Origin of the sequence: Pseudarthrobacter scleromae (assembly GCF_014644515.1) — a bacterium.
Taxonomy (GTDB): Bacteria; Actinomycetota; Actinomycetes; order Actinomycetales; family Micrococcaceae; genus Arthrobacter; species Arthrobacter scleromae.
In genome coordinates this window covers 536,269-548,972 of record NZ_BMKV01000002.1, presented here as the reverse complement: position 1 = coordinate 548,972, position 12,704 = coordinate 536,269, and the positions used below count along the sequence as shown (strand labels likewise).

The window sequence follows — 12,704 nt, the reverse complement described above, 5'->3', positions numbered from 1 at the left end:
TTATGTGGTTCCGCCAGTTCCTGCCATACATCGTTGCAGACGTTGGCGGCCTTGCCGCAACCGCCGGTCACGCACGGCCGCGGCGGAACTGACCCAGGAAGCGCGGGTCAGGCCTTCGCCGCTTTCGCGGCCGCCTTGGCTGCCTGCTTGCTGGCCCGCACCTTGGCGAGGGATTCCGGGTCCACGATGTCGGCCACGGAGAGATAGGAGCCCTCCTCGCCGTAATGGCCGGCGGCTTCACGCCACCCCGGCGCCTGCAGTCCGCACTGCTTGCCGAGCAGGGCCAGGAAGATTTTGGCTTTCTGCTCGCCGAAGCCGGGCAGGGCCTTCAGCCGGCGCAGCACCTCGGCACCGTCCGGGTTGCCCCTGGTCCAGATGGCGGTGGCATCGCCGTCCCACTCGTTCTGCACGGTTTCCGCGAGCGCCTGAACCCTGGCCGCCATCGAGCCGGGGAAGCGGTGGACGGCCGGCCGTTCCTTGAACATCTCCACAAAGGCGTCCGGGTCCTGGGAGGCGATGGCTCCGGGCTCCACGGATCCGATCCTGGCCCTGATTTTCTCCGGACCGGCGAAGGCCGATTCCATGGTCACCTGCTGGTCCAGCAGCATGCCTGTCAGCAGCGCGAAGGCGTCCTCGCTCAACAACTTGTCTGCGGCGGGATCACCCGTGATGTGGAGTTCCATGCCGCCATCCTCCCAGAGGAGGGCCGCCGTCGTCATGCCCTCCCCTCCCCGCGGACAGGGGCTACTGGTTGACGGCCAGCCGGATCATGGACCAGGACACGGCCGGCAGGTCCGCGGTGAGCCTGCCGCCGCCGGCCTTTACCGTGACGTTTTCCGCGGGCAGGACGGACGTGGAGTCATCGGCGGTTGCCTGCCAGTACGGATCCTTGTTGGCGTACGTGACGGCCTCGAGGACCCGCACGTTGCCCAGGCCGGACACCACGGCGTCGAGGCTGAGCGCATCCGTGGCAGAGCGGTTGACGGCGAAGACCACGGCTTCGCCCGTTTCAGCGTCGTACGTTGCGACGGCGGACACGGCGGCGAAGCCTGCAGTCTTGCCGCCGCTGGCCAGCGGGGATTCGACGGCGAGCTGAAGCACCGTCCCGGAAGCGTGGCGGGACGTGAGCGCGAACGGGTGGAAGGTGGTCTGCTTCCAGGCGCGGCCGCCGGGCTCGGTCATGATGGGCGCGATGACGTTCACCAGCTGGGCGAGGCTGGCTGAGTGGACGCGGTCCGTGTTCTTGAGCAGGGTGATCAGCAGGTCACCGACGACGACGGCGTCCGCTACGGTGTAGGTGTCCTCGAGCAGGACCGGGGCAACCGGCCAGTCCTTCCCCGTGGGTGCGCGGGACTCGTCGCGGCTCATGTGCCACACGTTCCACTCATCAAAGGAGATGTTGACCTGCCGGGTGGACTTCTTCACCGACTTCACGTGGTCAATGTGGCTCACGATGTCATGGATGAAGGCTTCCATCCGGTACCCCGCGGAAAGGTGCTCCTGCAGGTCGCCAAAGTCCTCGAAGTACTGGTGGGCCGAGATCAGGTCCACAAGGTCGTAGGTTTCCGAAAGGACAACACGTTCCCACTCACCGAAGGTGTCCATGGTGGGGCCTGAGCTGCCGCACGCCACGAGTTCCAGGCCGGGTTCGATCATCCTCATGCCGCGGGCGGTGTCGGCTGCCAGCCGCCCGTATTCGAGGGCGTTCTTGTGGCCAATCTGCCACGGGCCGTCCATTTCGTTGCCCAGGCACCACATCTTGATGCCGTACCCGTTCTCCGCACCGTTGGCCCTGCGCTGGTCCGAAAGGGCCGTGCCGCCGTCGATGTTGCAGTACTCCAGCAGGTCAAGCGCTTCCTGCGTGCCTCGGGTGCCAAGGTTCACGGCCATCATGGGTTCGACGCCGGCCTTGGCTGACCACTTGGCGAATTCGTCCACACCCACCAGGTTGGGGTCTGTGGAGTGCCAGGCGAGGTCCAGCCGGGCCGGACGTTTGTCGGCGGGGCCAACACCGTCCTCCCAGCGGTAGCCGGAGACGAAATTACCTCCGGGATAGCGGACTGTGGACACTCCGAGTTCGCGGGTCAGTTCCAGCACGTCGGTGCGGAAGCCGTCCTCATCCGCCTTGGGGTGCTCCGGCTCGAAGATTCCGGTGTACACGCAGCGGCCAAGGTGCTCCACGAAGGCACCGAAAGTGCGGCGCCGGACCGGCCCCACGGTAAAGGCGGGGTCAATGGTGATCCTGGCGGTGGCTGGTTCTGCAACGGTCACGAAAACATCCTCGTTTCTCATTTTTACAACGTTATAGAAACATTCTTGGGGCTGCCGCGGCAGGAGTCAAGCATCCGGACGCAAACTCGCGGTGGAGGCAGGCCCTGGAACCGCGCGGCGCTGTCCGCACCCCACCTGCGGCAACAGGGGCAGAGGGATGCCGGCCGGAAATCCAAGTAGTACCTAATCTGAAAGTCGGGTACTCCTTACGCATTCACCGGGATGAATCGCCGAACTAAGTTCTTCTCAGAGACAAGACGTCGTCTGACTCGTAGTACTTGTCTCACGAGGGGGTGTGAGACTGCAATGCACGCACAAAACATAAGTTCGGCTTTCCCGGCCCGCAGGGCACGGGTACTAAACGGGGCCGGCGACGAGGAGGCCTTTGAGACCAAGGCCTCTCCCCCAGCCGTCGCCGGCCCTCTACATGTGCGGAAGGGCGCGGGCCATCGTCCGGCCCAGCCCGGACCGGCAGCTCCCGCCGCGGCGGATGAGGCAGGGCATGCGGACAGCGGCACCCAGGACGGCCTCCTCCTCGATCTGGTGAGCGGGACGCACAGCTTGCGCGAGTCCCTGGATGTGCTTGCCGCCGCAGCCGTCCGGACCATTGTCAGGGCCACGGGCCTGCAGATTGAATGCGGCGTGGTGGTGCACCAGCCGAAGAGGAGTTCGGCCGTCACAGGCACGTCGGACGATGTTGTGGAGCTCCTGGAGTGGGAGCAGCACGCTGAGGAGGGCCCCCTGCACGAGGTGCTGGCCGGCCACCATCCGGTAGCTGTCCTCCAGCGCAACGGGGATTTCCGCTGGCCGCGGTATTCCACGCAGCTGCAGCTGGCAGGGTTCGGCAGCGCGATGGGGATCAGGCTTCGCGTGGCAACCGATGCCGACGGCGACGGAACCGGTGCGGCTGACACACCCGCCGCCCTGGCCTTGTTTGCCCAGGACGCCAAGGCTTTCCCGCTGCAGGTCATAGCGGAGGCCCGCGGCTTTGCCGGGCTCGCGGCAAAGAGCCTGGAAGTGGCCGTCAACCTGCATTCAGCCAGGTCCACGGCCACGGACCTGCGCTCAGCCCTGGACAGCCGGACCTCCATCAACGTCGCCTGCGGAGTGATCATGGCCCAGAACAGGTGCTCTTACCACGAGGCCTTTTCCATTCTGGCCAAGGCGTCAAGCCACCGAAATATCAAGGTGCGCAGGGTGGCCGAGGACATCCTCGACAAGCTGCCTGAAGGGCCGCCCCGCGCACACTTCGGCCGCTAGATCCCGCCTGCCAGCTTGTAGTAGGCGGCGTTCCAGTTCAGGTCCTTCTTGAACTGCCGGATGGTGGTGCCCTCGTCGATGGTCAGCAGTTCGGTCTTGGCGATTTCGGCGAAGTCCTCGAACACGTCCATGCCCACCTGCGTGGACAGGACCGTGTGGTGCGCGGCGCCCGCGGTAAGCCAGGCGGCGGCGGAGGTGGCGAAGTCAGGCTTGGGCTCCCAGAGCGCGCGGGCGACGGGAAGGTTGGGCAGCGGCTGGTCCAGGGGAACCACGTCGACGGCGTTGGCCACCAGGCGGAAGCGGTCCCGCATGTCCGAAAGGGCCACGACGACGCCCGGGGAGGCATCGGCGTCGAACACCAGGCGGACGGGGTCTTCCTTGCCGCCGATGCCCAGCGGGTGGATCTCCAGCCGGGGCTTCGCGGCCGTCAGCGAGGGGCAGACCTCCAGCATGTGCGCGCCGAGGATCTTCTCGGAGCCCGGTTCCAGGTGGTAGGTGTAATCCTCCATCAGGGACGCGCCGCCGGGCAGCCCGGCACCCATCACCTTCGCGGCGCGGACCAGGATGGCGGTCTTCCAGTCGCCCTCCGCGCCAAAGCCGTAACCGGCCGCCATCAGGCGCTGGACGGCCAGGCCGGGGAGCTGGCGGAGCGCGCCCAGGTCCTCGAAGGAGGTGGTGAACGCGGCGGAGCCGTTGGCTTCCAGGAAGCTGCGCAGCCCCAGTTCGATCCGGGCGCCGTAGCGGAGGGACTCGTGCCTGGCGGCGCCTGCGCGGAGCTCCGGAACCACGTCGTAAAGGTCCTGGTACTCGGCAACAAGCGTGTCGACGTCGGACTCGGCAGCGCCGTGCACGGCGTCGGCGAGCTCGTTGACCGACCAGGTGTTAACCGCGACGCCGAAGCGCAGCTCCGCCTCGGTCTTGTCGCCTTCGGTGACGGCGACGTTGCGCATGTTGTCCCCGAAGCGGGTCAGCTTCAGGGTCCGGACGGCGGCCCAGCCCGCGGCGGCGCGCTGCCAGGAACCCACCTGGCGGGCCACCTCGGGGTTGGAGACGTGCCCCACCACGGTCTTCCGGGCGATGCCCAGGCGTGACTGGATGTAGCCGAACTCGCGGTCGCCGTGGGCGGCCTGGTTGAGGTTCATGAAGTCGAAATCAATGTCGGCCCAGGGCAGCTCCACGTTCGCCTGCGTGTGCAGGTGCAGCAGCGGCTTGCGGAGCAGGTCCAGGCCGGAGATCCACATCTTGGCCGGACTGAAGGTGTGCATCCAGGCGGTGACGCCGATGACGGAATCGTCCGAGTTGGCCTCCAGCGCGGTGCGGCGGATGGCATCGGAGTCCGTCAGGACCGGCTTCCAGACGATCCTGACGGGAACGGCGGAGGAAGCGTTGAGCTGGTTGGCGATCTCCTGGGACTGGGCGGCTACCTGCTTGAGGACATCCTCGCCGTAGAGGTGCTGGCTGCCGGTGAGGAACCAGACCTCGTAGCCGTCAAGGGAAGTGTTTGCTGCGGTGCTCATGGGTTTCTCCTGCGAAAGTTCTGGGAAGGTGCTGCGGCCGACTACTGGCCGTAGACGTTCTGGTAGCGGGCGTAGAGGGAGTCGATGTGGCCCTGGTCGATGGCAAGGGGTTCGCCAAGCTGCCGTGCGATGTGGACGGTGCGCGCCACTTCCTCGCACATCACGGCTGCCTTCACCGCGGACTTTGCGTCCTTGCCGATGGTGAACGGCCCGTGGTTCTGCATCAGCACGGCCGGCGAATGGGAATTCTTGAGCGTCTCCACGATGCCGTGGCCTATCGAGTCATCACCGATCAGCGCGAACGGACCCACCGGGATGCTGCCGCCGAATTCGTCGCTCATCATGGTGAGCACGCACGGGATGGCTTCGCCGCGGGCGGCCCAGGCGGTGGCGTAGGTGGAGTGCGTGTGCACCACGCCGTTCACCTCCGGCATGTGCCGGTAGACGTAAGCATGGGCGGCGGTGTCCGACGACGGCGACAGCTCCGGGTTGCCCCACGCGCCGTCGCCGTTTCCCGCCACCGGGACACCGTAAAGGTCGGTGACCACCATCTGTTCCGGCGTCAGGTCCTGGTAGGAGACGCCGGAGGGCTTGATGACCATGAGGTCCTGGCCGGGAACTCTGGCCGAGACGTTGCCGGCGGTCCACACCACAAGTTCGTAGCGTGTCAGTTCGGCGTGCAGGGCGCACACTTCTTCCCGGACGCGGGCGATGGTTTCCAGGATTCCTGCTCCGGCGCTCACGCGGACACCCCTGCCGTTGCGCGGACCGCGGATCCTGCCGTAACGCCGGGAAGCACTGCTCCGGCAGCCCTGCGCTGGATGGCCTTGAGCCTGTGCATCACATCGTTGCTGCCGCGGCCGAAGTAGTCGTGGAGCGTCTTGTATTCCTGGAAGAGCTCCTCGTAGGCGGCCACGTTTTCCGGGATGGGGGTGTACACCTCGCCGGGTTCGGAACCCATGGCGGCAGCGGCTTCCCGGATGTCCGCGTACTTTCCGGCGGCGACGGCCGCATGGATGGCCGAGCCGAGGGCCGGGCCCTGGGCAGAACCGATAGTTGAAAGCTGCAGGCCCGTAGCGTCCGCGTAAATCTGCATCAGGAGCGGGTTCTTGAGCAGGCCGCCGGCCACGATGAACTCTTGTACGGGGACGCCGGAGCTGCGGAAGGCGTCCACAATGGTTCGGGTGCCGAAGGCCGTGGCTTCGAGCAGGGCGCGGTAGGTGTCCTCGGGACGGGTGGCCAGCGTCTGCCCCACCACGATCCCGGACAGCTCGTGGTCCACCAGCACGGAACGGTTGCCCGAGTGCCAGTCAAGGGCAATGAGCCCGTGCTGGCCGATGGCCTGGCGGGATGCCAGTTCGGTGAGGTATTCGTGGATGCCCAGGCCGGCTTCCGCGGCGGCACGGTGGTATTCGGGGGGCACGCCGTACTTGGTGAACCAGCCGAAGATGTCGCCGACGCCGGACTGGCCGGCTTCATAGCCCCAGAGTCCGTCCACGATCCCGCCGTCCACCACACCGCACATGCCGGGCACTTCGCGCAGCTCGGTGCCGTTCATGACGTGGCAGGTGGAGGTACCCATGATGGCCACCAGCTGGCCGGGATCCACGGCCTTCGCCGCCGGCGCCGTGACGTGGGCGTCCACGTTCCCCACGGCCACGGCGATGCCTTCCGGCAGTCCGGTCCAAGCGGCGGCCTCGGCAGTGAGGTACCCGGCGGCGTCACCCAGCCGGCCGATGGTGTGCTCGAGCTTGGTGCTGACGAAGTCCTGGAACTGCGGGTTCAGTGCGGCCAGGAAGTCCGGGGAGGGGTAGCGGCCGTCCTGGTAGATGCCTTTGTACCCGGCCGTGCAGGCGTTGCGGACGTACCGGCCGCACAGCTGCCAGACAATCCAGTCGGCAGCCTCAACCCAGTGGTCCATCTCGGCGTAGGCTTCGGGGTCTTCCTCAAGCAGCTGCAGGCCCTTGGCGAACTCCCATTCGGAGGAGATGAGCCCTCCGTACCGCGGCAGCCAGTTTTCGCCGCGTTCGGCTGCCAGCTGGTTGATCCGGTCGGCCTGCGGCTGCGCCGCGTGGTGGCGCCAGAGCTTGACGTACGCGTGGGGGCGGTTCCGGAAGCGGTCCAGCTCGCTCAGCGGGGTACCGTCGGACGTGACCGGCACCATGGTGCAGGCGGTAAAGTCCGTGGCAATTCCGACGACGGCGGCCGGGTCAATCCCCGCGTCAGCGATGGCGGCGGGAACCGCGTGGCGCAGGACGTCGCGGTAGTCGTTCGGCACCTGAAGGGCCCACTCCCCAGGGAGGCGGACGGCTTGCCCGTCGGCACCCCGGCCTGCCACATCTTCCGGCAGGACATCAGTCACCACGGCGTGCGGGTAGTCGTACACACCGCTGCCGAGCTCCTTGCCGTCGCGCACCCGCACCACCACGGCGCGGCCCGACAGCGTTCCATAATCCACGCCGATGACAAACGAGTCCGGAGCGTCCACTGCGTCCATAAGAAACTTCCTCCATAGCTGCCGCCACTTCGCGGCCTGCGCTTAATTGTGAGCGCTAACAAGATGGAAGTCAACAGCCATGTTGGCGCCCGGCCGGAGGCCTGCGGGAATGATGGTAGGCAAGCATCGGGCAGGTCCCACCGGAGACTAAACGGTTGAGACCGACTGAGGCGCCGCCAACCTGGGTAAGGGCAGGAAGACTGGAAGAGTCCGAGACGGGAGGGGAACCATGGAAGGCGTGCGCACTGCCGCGGACACGGACATTCCCGCGCCAGCAGCCCGGCACCCCTTTCCCGTCTGGGCGGCCGGCCCGCTGTCCACGGGCCTGGGCCTGTCAGCCCATCTGGCCGCCGGCGGCCGGGCGCCCGGGATCCTCATCGTTATCGCTGTGGCCGCCCTGCTGGGCATGGCCGCTGCGATGGCGGGGCCGCGCCGCCTGCCAGGGTGGGCCGTACTGGTGGCGGCCGGCGTGGCGCAGCAACTGCTCCACCTGGCCTTTGCCGCATTTTCCACTTCCAGCGGCTTCGCCCTCCCGGGCCATCACGGCGGGGCGGCTGTCCCGGAAACGCCCACTGCCGGCGTGCCCGCCGCGGAAGCGTCAGGCGCCGCCCACTCGCTGCACCTGATGCTGCACTTTCATGTTGCGGCGGCGCTGGCAGCCGCAGCCGTGACCACACAGTGGACCAAGGTGGTTTCAATGGTGCGGCGGACGGGCAGATCAGGTGGCAAGCGTGCCCCTGGCGATGCTGACGCTTGAGTGGGCGGGGTTGCCGTCGACAGGTTCGTCGGAGACATCGACAATCGGGTACTCCGAAATTTCCAGGCCTGCCGGCAGCTGGAATGTTCCGGATTCGGCGTTCATGACTCCCAGGCTCACCAGGCGCGAGAGGTCCGGTGCGATCAGCCAGACCTCCTGATAGCCCTGCGCCTCATCCTTGCTGAGCCGGACTTCCAGCGCCCGGGACCCGTCCGCAGACTCCACCACCCGCGCCGAACCGGCGGCGGAGAACTGGGCCAGCGGCGCAAGGTCCGCCTCCGCCAGCGGCCGGGGCGCCTGGTTGAGGGACCAGACCGCGCCGGCGGTCACCAGGACCGCCGCCGCGGCAGCGGCCATCCAAGGTCCCGGACGTTGCCACCACGCGGCGGACCGGCGCTTGGCCGGACGGGACGCTGCCCTGTCCTGCAGCGACACAGGCTCCGCAAGGCTTTCACGTTCCGCAGTGGGTTCCGCCTGCCGGACCTCATGACCGGAGGTCGGGGCATCACCCGAGGCTTCCCCCGCAGCGGCTTGCCCCGGCGCCCATCCAGGCCGGGACGTGGCGTAATGTTCCCTGACGCCGGCCAAGGGATCCCCGTGCACGGATTCCGAGAGCCCCAGCTCCCGGTGGATTCCTTCCCAGACCTGCGGGCCGGGCACCTCGAGGCGGCCGGTTTCGGGCGGTGTCTTGACGGCCTCGACGGTGCGGCGCAGTGCCGCGAAGTCCGCCGCGCATTCAGGGCAGACCTGCAGGTGGTCCCTGGTATTGCCGTCCTCCCAGTCCTTGTACAGCGCGAGGAGGCTTAACTCTTCCGGATCAGGATGCGGCATGGTTTACCTCCAATCTGTTTCTCAGGTGGGACAAGCTGCGGCGGATATGGCTTTTGACCGTACCAAGGGGCAGGCCCAGTTTTCTTGATATCTGTTCGTGCGTCAGGTCATCGTAGAAGGCAAGCTTCATGATGGAGCCCTGGGGCTCGCCGAGCCGGTCCAGTTCCCCGTCCAGGAGGAGCCTGTCAGCCAGGAGCTCGGCATCTTCATGGCCGGTACCCGCTTCGTCGGCCATGCCTGCCCCGGCTACTGCCACGGCTTTCCTGACTTCCCGTGCCGAGGCCGACAGGGTGTCCGAGATGACGTTCCGGGTGATGCCGACAATCCACGCCGGCAGCCGGGCTACCTGGGGATTGAACGTGCTCCGGGAACGCCACACCCGGATGAAGACTTCCTGCGTGACGTCGTCGGCCGCGGAACGGTCCGACAGGGAACGCAGCGCCAGGGTATGGACCAGCGGGGCAAACTCCCGGTAAGCGGCCGCCAGGGCATGTTCATCGCCTGCCAGGAAGGACGGCGTCAGGGAGTCTTCCCACCCCGGCGGAGCCTGGTCGGGAGGTACCAAACGGGGCTCCTTCGCGGCGTCGGTGGCGACAATCATGGCAGGATCACCGCTCACTCCAGGACCGCGGTGACAATCACATTGTCGCTGTAGTCCATTCGTTCGTCCAGCCACTCGCCGCCGCACGTGATGACTTTAAGTTCGTGGGGCCCGGACCGCCGGAACACGGAGCTGCCGTCGAACCGGTCCTTGGCCATCAGCTCAACGCTCACCACGCGGTAGTTCAAGGCGGGCGCACCCTCGCGGCCCACCTGCACCAGCGTTCCCGCGGCCACGGCCTTCAGCGCGGAGAACGGCGCATTGTCCGACTTCGTGTCGATATGTCCGGCGATCACGGACGTACCGGCCGCGGCTCCCGGCGCGGGGCCGAAACGGTACCAGCCGGCCCGGTCGAACGCATCAGGAATTTCCATCGCTCCACCATCAGAGACGCCCACCGGCACCACCGGCATGTCGATGGGGGTGCCGGCAACGGTGAGGGATACCGGGACCGGCGCCACACCCACCGCAGCCGGGGTGGCGGCACGCACGGGAATGTCGGGGATCGCCGCCGGGCTGGTGGGCGCCGTCGCAGCTGCCGGTGCAGGGCTTTCGGGTTGGGCGGGCTGCGCGGCAGCTGCCTGGGTGGCAGGCGGGGCTGGGGATGATGCCGGCAGGGAAGGGGCGGCCGCGCACGAGGAAAGCATCAGGGCCCCGGCGAGCAGGACTCCCGCGCCCGGAAAAACGGAGGACCGACGGCGGAACTCCCCTGCCGTCGTCGTACCTGTTTCCATATGTCCGGCTTTCATTGTGCCCGGCCTTTCTTTCGGCAGGCCCGGGAAGGAACCTGCACCGCGGATGGGAAAAGAGGCAGCCGCCCGGCATTCACCGGGCGGCCGCCAATAGTGCTACTCTGCCCGGCGGGCGGCGACGGTGCGGGCTACGCCCACGCCGCCGAGGAGCAGTGCCAGGGCTGCGGCGCCGAAACCGACCATGAGGGCGGTGGAGTCTGCCGGAGCTGCAACGGTGGAGCCGTCAAGGGCACCCGGTACTGAACCCGGAGCGGAGTGCAGGCCCTCGATGGTCTGCACGGCGAGCTGCAGGTTCGAGTCCGCCAGGCTGCCCCAGGCGTACACGATGGTGTGCGTGCCTTCGGCGATCGTGACGTCGGCCGGGCCGATGACCGGGTCAGTGGTCCCGGTGGCGGCAACTGCTGCCGGAACGGTGCCGGGGTCCAGCGTCAGCGTCTGCTCGTTCGGGTTGGCAAGGTTGGTAATGACGGGGGAACCGCCTGCCAGGACATCGACGGCGGGGGCGGCAGCGGTGTGCCGGACGGTCAGCTTGCCCTTGCCTGCCTCGATCTGGGAGACGTCATTGGTGAAGAGGTTGGCAGTGGGGTTGCCGGCTGCATCGAGGTTGGCGACGGCGGTGTAGTTGCCGTTGGCGGCCAGCGTGACACTGACGGGGCCGATGACGGCCGCGGAAGCGTCGGCGGCATCCGAGGCGGTGATGGCGAGTTCGTAGGCGCCTGCGGGCAGTGCCAGCGGGCCGGCCAGGCTGCCGGGGGTGAAGTCATCGAGGGTCCGGTCACCGTTGACCCAGACGTCGACGGTCAGGCCCGGAACACCGTGGAGGACGGACAGCTGGGCGTCCCCCTCCGCAGCCTGGGCCGGGCCGGCGAGAGCGATGGCTGCTGCGATTGCCGCTGCACCGGCGCCTGCTGTGAAAATCCTGTTGCGCATGTCTATCTCCATTGATCGGCCCGCCTCGCGGGCATTTTTTGCTTACACCTCTACTACCGGTGCAGCATCGGAGTTGGATGCACGTGCATGGAAAATTCTTTTAATTATTTTTTGCGCCCCGCATCTGGGCGGGCCCCGGCGCTCATCAATACCGCGGTTACGGGGCGGCCTCCACAGGCGCGGCGGTGCTGGCGCGGAGGACCAGTTCCGGCGTGACCACGGTGGAACTGGCCGCGGCACCGGCCTCGATCTCCTTGAGCATGATGTCCATGCAGCGGCGGCCCAGTTCCTCGAAGTCCTGCCGCACCGTGGTGAGCGGCGGGGTGAAGTACCCCGATTCCGGCTGGTCATCGAAGCCCACCACGGAGACGTCGTCGGGCACCCTGACCCCCGCTTCGGCGAACGCGCGCAGCATGCCCAGAGCCATCTGGTCGTTCCCCACGAAAAGTGCCGTGGCACGGCGATCGGCGGCGAGCTTCCGGCCGGCGGCATACCCGCTGCCGGCGCTCCAGTCGCCCTGCAGCAGGAGGTCGTCCCCGAGCCCGGCACCCAGGAGAGCCTCGCGCCAGCCCTCCGCACGCTCCGAACCGTCGATCCAGTCCGGGGGCCCTGCCAGGTGCCCGATCCGGCGGTGCCCCTGCCCAATAAGGTGTTCCACGGCGAGCTGGGCGCCGCGGCGCTGGTCCACCATTGCCCCGCTGACGTTGCTGTTGCCAAGGGACCCCACGGCCACCACGGGCACGGGCAGCCGCATTTCATCCAGGGCAAGCAGGGTGTCCGAGTGCGGCACCAGCACCGCGATCCCGTCCACGGCCTGGTCCATGAAGTGGCTGACGGCGTCGGCAATGGCATCCCGGCTGACCTCGCGCAGGGCGGCGATGCTGACGAAGTAGCCGGCGTTCCGCGCCGCCTGTTCCACGCCCAGGAGGGTGTTGGCCGGCCCGTACTGTGACAGTTCGCTGGCCAGGACACCGATGGTCTGCGAGCGCCGTGTCACCAGGCTCCGGGCAGCGGTGTTTCGCCGGTACCCCAGTTCGGCGATGGCCGCCTCAACCTTGGCGCGCGTCGCTTCGCTGACGTTGGGGTGGTTGTTGATCACCCGGGAGACGGTCTGGTGGGAGACGCCTGCCCGGTCCGCCACATCCTCCAGGCGCGGCATCCGCCCCTTGCTGCTTTTTCCCATGTGCCCATTCTGCCCGCCGGTTGACCCGGATATCCTGTTTGGCCTGGACAGCGGAGATCCTGGCTTGTTTGCGGATGCGGGCCAGGGAAAAGAAAACGTCCCCGG

12 protein-coding genes are annotated in these 12,704 nt (G+C 67.5%); 2 read left to right on the top strand and 10 right to left on the bottom strand.

Going from position 1 to position 12,704, the window contains the following annotated elements:
* Window positions 1-107 precede the first annotated feature (107 nt).
* Both IEX33_RS07405 and arfA read right to left on the bottom strand, forming a co-directional pair.
* Window positions 108-683: an HhH-GPD-type base excision DNA repair protein gene (locus tag IEX33_RS07405; protein ID WP_188729230.1), complete on the bottom strand. Its 576-nt coding sequence runs from the start codon at window positions 681-683 to the stop codon at window positions 108-110.
* A 61-nt stretch (window positions 684-744) separates the two neighbouring features.
* Entirely contained in the window at window positions 745-2,292 is a 1,548-nt protein-coding gene (gene arfA / locus IEX33_RS07400) for an arabinosylfuranosidase ArfA (RefSeq protein ID WP_188728981.1), read from the bottom strand.
* A 285-nt stretch (window positions 2,293-2,577) separates the two neighbouring features.
* Between arfA and IEX33_RS07395 the strand changes: the two genes are divergently transcribed.
* Window positions 2,578-3,531: an ANTAR domain-containing protein gene (locus IEX33_RS07395; RefSeq protein ID WP_188728980.1), complete on the top strand. Its 954-nt coding sequence runs from the start codon at window positions 2,578-2,580 to the stop codon at window positions 3,529-3,531.
* Here IEX33_RS07395 and araA read toward each other — a convergent pair.
* Genes araA through araB form a run of 3 tightly spaced genes read right to left on the bottom strand, consistent with a single transcriptional unit; the run spans window position 3,528 to window position 7,545 of the window.
* Complete coding sequence (araA, locus tag IEX33_RS07390; protein WP_188728979.1) at window positions 3,528-5,048, bottom strand: L-arabinose isomerase; 1,521 nt, start codon at window positions 5,046-5,048, stop codon at window positions 3,528-3,530. The two genes, IEX33_RS07395 and araA, sit on opposite strands and share 4 nt — an antisense overlap.
* Before the next feature lie 41 nt (window positions 5,049-5,089).
* The gene (locus IEX33_RS07385; RefSeq protein ID WP_188728978.1) at window positions 5,090-5,791 is read right to left on the bottom strand and encodes an L-ribulose-5-phosphate 4-epimerase; all 702 of its coding nucleotides are present in this window, start codon (window positions 5,789-5,791) and stop codon (window positions 5,090-5,092) included.
* A complete protein-coding gene (gene araB, locus IEX33_RS07380; protein ID WP_188728977.1) occupies window positions 5,788-7,545 on the bottom strand; it encodes a ribulokinase in 1,758 nt (585 codons plus the stop codon). Before araB ends, IEX33_RS07385 begins: the two co-directional genes overlap by 4 nt.
* Window positions 7,546-7,774: 229 nt before the next feature.
* Between araB and IEX33_RS07375 the strand changes: the two genes are divergently transcribed.
* A complete protein-coding gene (locus IEX33_RS07375; protein ID WP_188728976.1) occupies window positions 7,775-8,302 on the top strand; it encodes a hypothetical protein in 528 nt (175 codons plus the stop codon).
* Here IEX33_RS07375 and IEX33_RS07370 read toward each other — a convergent pair.
* The 5 genes from IEX33_RS07370 to IEX33_RS07350 all read right to left on the bottom strand — a co-directional run bounded on the left by IEX33_RS07370 (window position 8,264) and on the right by IEX33_RS07350 (window position 12,599).
* Entirely contained in the window at window positions 8,264-9,133 is an 870-nt protein-coding gene (locus tag IEX33_RS07370; RefSeq protein WP_188728975.1) for an anti-sigma factor, read from the bottom strand. The genes IEX33_RS07375 and IEX33_RS07370 overlap by 39 nt on opposite strands.
* Window positions 9,120-9,734: an RNA polymerase sigma factor gene (locus IEX33_RS07365; RefSeq protein ID WP_229675292.1), complete on the bottom strand. Its 615-nt coding sequence runs from the start codon at window positions 9,732-9,734 to the stop codon at window positions 9,120-9,122. The genes IEX33_RS07370 and IEX33_RS07365 overlap by 14 nt, the downstream gene beginning before the upstream one ends.
* 14 nt (window positions 9,735-9,748) lie before the next feature.
* Window positions 9,749-10,483: a class F sortase gene (locus tag IEX33_RS07360; RefSeq protein ID WP_229675273.1), complete on the bottom strand. Its 735-nt coding sequence runs from the start codon at window positions 10,481-10,483 to the stop codon at window positions 9,749-9,751.
* A 99-nt stretch (window positions 10,484-10,582) separates the two neighbouring features.
* Window positions 10,583-11,416, bottom strand: coding sequence for a DUF4397 domain-containing protein (locus IEX33_RS07355; RefSeq protein ID WP_188728974.1), 834 nt, complete (start codon window positions 11,414-11,416; stop codon window positions 10,583-10,585).
* Window positions 11,417-11,573: 157 nt separating this feature from the next.
* Window positions 11,574-12,599 (bottom strand): LacI family DNA-binding transcriptional regulator, encoded by a 1,026-nt coding sequence (locus tag IEX33_RS07350; protein WP_188728973.1) that lies wholly within the window; start codon window positions 12,597-12,599, stop codon window positions 11,574-11,576.
* Window positions 12,600-12,704 lie beyond the last annotated feature (105 nt).

Excerpts from the sequence above, each read along its gene's own strand:
- IEX33_RS07405 (WP_188729230.1), bottom strand. The coding sequence starts at position 683 with ATGGAACTCCACATCACGGGTGATCCCGCCGCAGACAAGTTGTTGAGC.
- arfA (WP_188728981.1), bottom strand. The coding sequence starts at position 2,292 with ATGAGAAACGAGGATGTTTTCGTGACCGTTGCAGAACCAGCCACCGCC.
- IEX33_RS07395 (WP_188728980.1), top strand. The coding sequence starts at position 2,578 with ATGCACGCACAAAACATAAGTTCGGCTTTCCCGGCCCGCAGGGCACGG.
- araA (WP_188728979.1), bottom strand. The coding sequence starts at position 5,048 with ATGAGCACCGCAGCAAACACTTCCCTTGACGGCTACGAGGTCTGGTTC.
- araB (WP_188728977.1), bottom strand. The coding sequence starts at position 7,545 with ATGGACGCAGTGGACGCTCCGGACTCGTTTGTCATCGGCGTGGATTAT.
- IEX33_RS07375 (WP_188728976.1), top strand. The coding sequence starts at position 7,775 with ATGGAAGGCGTGCGCACTGCCGCGGACACGGACATTCCCGCGCCAGCA.
- IEX33_RS07370 (WP_188728975.1), bottom strand. The coding sequence starts at position 9,133 with ATGCCGCATCCTGATCCGGAAGAGTTAAGCCTCCTCGCGCTGTACAAG.
- IEX33_RS07365 (WP_229675292.1), bottom strand. The coding sequence starts at position 9,734 with ATGATTGTCGCCACCGACGCCGCGAAGGAGCCCCGTTTGGTACCTCCC.
- IEX33_RS07360 (WP_229675273.1), bottom strand. The coding sequence starts at position 10,483 with ATGAAAGCCGGACATATGGAAACAGGTACGACGACGGCAGGGGAGTTC.
- IEX33_RS07355 (WP_188728974.1), bottom strand. The coding sequence starts at position 11,416 with ATGCGCAACAGGATTTTCACAGCAGGCGCCGGTGCAGCGGCAATCGCA.
- IEX33_RS07350 (WP_188728973.1), bottom strand. The coding sequence starts at position 12,599 with ATGGGAAAAAGCAGCAAGGGGCGGATGCCGCGCCTGGAGGATGTGGCG.